This window comes from Delftia sp. ZNC0008 (assembly GCF_000799035.1).
GTDB lineage: Bacteria > Pseudomonadota > Gammaproteobacteria > Burkholderiales > Burkholderiaceae_C > Comamonas > Comamonas tsuruhatensis.
On sequence record NZ_JTKZ01000593.1, the window covers coordinates 1 to 2,442 of the forward strand.

2 protein-coding genes are annotated in these 2,442 nt (G+C 66.8%); both read left to right on the plus strand.

The genetic code is table 11. From position 1 onward, the window contains the following. Positions 1-1,483 (plus strand): choice-of-anchor U domain-containing protein (locus L995_RS33930; protein ID WP_331428956.1); only part of this gene is annotated, 1,483 nt, incomplete at its 5' end. A 321-nt stretch (positions 1,484-1,804) separates the two neighbouring features. Then, positions 1,805-2,437 (plus strand): PepSY domain-containing protein, encoded by a 633-nt coding sequence (locus L995_RS19550; protein ID WP_047473095.1) that lies wholly within the window; start codon positions 1,805-1,807, stop codon positions 2,435-2,437. The last annotated feature ends 5 nt before the right edge of the window (positions 2,438-2,442 follow it).

A 2,442-nucleotide genomic window follows, 5' to 3' on the forward strand; every position in this document is an offset into this window, starting at 1 on the left:
CTGCACGCCCAATACCTTCCCCTTCGTGGGCAATGGCACGGCGATCCTGTCTTGCACGGTGAGCTTAACCACGCCGGTGGCGGCTGGCAGCAACAGCAGCTTCAATCTGCCGGCTGTTCCGACGGCTGTGGGTTCGAGCACGAACACGGCTTCCTACGATCCGTCGGGTGGCATCAGCCCTGTCAATCCGACGGCAGGGTGCACAACAGACTGCGCGTCGACACCCACCACACCGGTCACGCCTGGTACGCCTGCGCTGACGGTCACCAAAGCCAACCCCGGTAGCTTGGCTGTGGGGACTGCGTTCAACTACGCGTTCTCCGTGTCCAACGCTGCCAGTGCCTTCGGCCCCGCCACCAGCGTGACCATCAAGGACCTGGTGCCTGCGGGTATCAGCATCACAGGCGTGCCGACCGGTGCGAACGTGGCCAGTGCGACCTGCACGCCCAACACCTTCCCGTTCGTGGGCAATGGCACGGCGATCCTGTCTTGCACGGTGAGCTTCACCACGCCGGTGGCGGCTGGCAGCAACAGCAGCTTCAATCTGCCGGCTGTGCCGACGGCGGTGGGTTCGAGCACCAACACGGCCTCCTACGATCCGGCGGGCGGCATCAGCCCTGTCAATCCGACGGCCGGTTGCACGGTGAACTGTGCATCGACACCAGCAACGCCGGTCACTCCCAGCACGCAGGTGCCGGTGGCTCCGACGTTGACGGTTTCGCCGACCACGGTGGGAGGCTATCCGCAGATATCCGGCACCGGCACGCCGGGCTACACGATCACGGTGAAGGATGGCTCGACGACACTGTGTACGGCAATCGTCGCGGCCGATCAGACGTGGAGCTGCACGCCAGGCGGCGGCTTGCCGACGCCGGGTCTGCACACGATCAGCGCGACCCAGACCAACCCCGGCAATGGCAATACCGGACCTGCCACAACGACTTCGCTCAACGTGCTCGGAAAGACCTTCACGGGTCCGACAGCCACCGGGGCAGGCAATGCCACGGCGACCTTGAGCGGTGGTGGCGCGGGCTGCGGGTTCGATGTGTCGCAGTCGTCCTTCGTCGCGGCTGCGCCGGGTGCGCCGGGCCAGTTGAGCTTCCCGTACGGCAATGTGCACTTCGTGGCCCGGGGCTGTACGGCCAGCAGCTCGATCACGGTCAGCGTCACCTGGCCGGGGCCGGTGACCGGCATGGCGTACTGGAAGTTCGGTCCAGCGTCCGCAGGGGCGGCGGACTCCTGGTATCAGCCTGCGGGTGCGGTGGTGTCGGGCAATACGACCTCGGTGGTGGTCACCGATGGCGGCCAGGGTGATGACGATCGCGCAGCCAATGGCGTGATCGTGGATCCCAGCGGTCCGGCGCGTGTGGGTGCGGCGCCGGGTGCCCGGCCGATCCCTGCGCTCGAACCGCGCATGCTCGCCATGGCCATGCTGCTGATGCTGGCCGCAGGCCTGTGGAATCTGCGCCGCAGACGCGGTTGACACACGGTTGAAGAGGCGCTGAACCATCGCCTGCCGAACCTGTTTCGGCAGGCGATTTCCATTGGGTAGAGGCGCTGCATCCCGGCGGCTCAAGCCTGCACGAAACCCCAGGCCGCCTTGTGGGCCTATCGCGCGTGCAACACGCCGTAAATGAGAACAATTTAGAATTTCGCGCTGATGGGTGCCTTGCATCCCTGGGTCCCGGCCGACGCACAGGCGCCTGGCCCCTTCATTCCTGCACGCCTGCCTTCCATGCACCGTTCTGTCCTGATGTTCCGTTGCGCACCGTGATGGACCGCTGAACGCCGCCGCCTGCTCCCCATGACTTTCAAGAAAATCTGGTTCCAGTTGCACTGGTTCGTCGGCATTACGGCCGGCACGGTGCTCATCGTCATCGGGCTGTCGGGCGCGGTGTTCTCGTTCCATGAGGAAATCCTGGGATGGATGAATCCCGGCACTGCCTCCGTGCCCGCGCGCGATGCCGCGCCGCTGGGGCCGCCGCAGATTGCGCAGGCGCTGCGCGAGGCCGGCGAGCAGCGCGTGGTCCAGCGCATCACCATCTTTGCCGAGCCCGGCCGCTCGGCCCAGGTGGCCTTCAAGCCGCCGGCCGGCCAGCGCCGGGGCCAGACGGTCTTTGTCGATCCCTACACGGGCGCGCAGCTGCCTGAGCAGCACGGCACGGAGTTCTTCGAATGGGTGGAGCGCCTGCACCGCTGGCTGCTGCTGTCGCGCGATGACGGCAAGCCCATCACGGGCACGCTGGCCGGCCTGTTGCTGATGCTGTCGCTGTCGGGCCTGTACCTGCGCTGGCCGCGCCGGCCGCTGTCATGGCGCACCTGGCTGACCTTCGACCCGGCGCTCAAGGGCCGCTCCTTTCTCTGGGGCCTGCACTCGGTGGCGGGCACCTGGGCCCTGGTGGCCTATGTGGTGTTCACCTGCACCGGCATGTACTGACGCGG

Coding starts and splice junctions, on each gene's coding strand:
- L995_RS19550 (WP_047473095.1), top strand. CDS start 1,805: ATGACTTTCAAGAAAATCTGGTTCCAGTTGCACTGGTTCGTCGGCATT.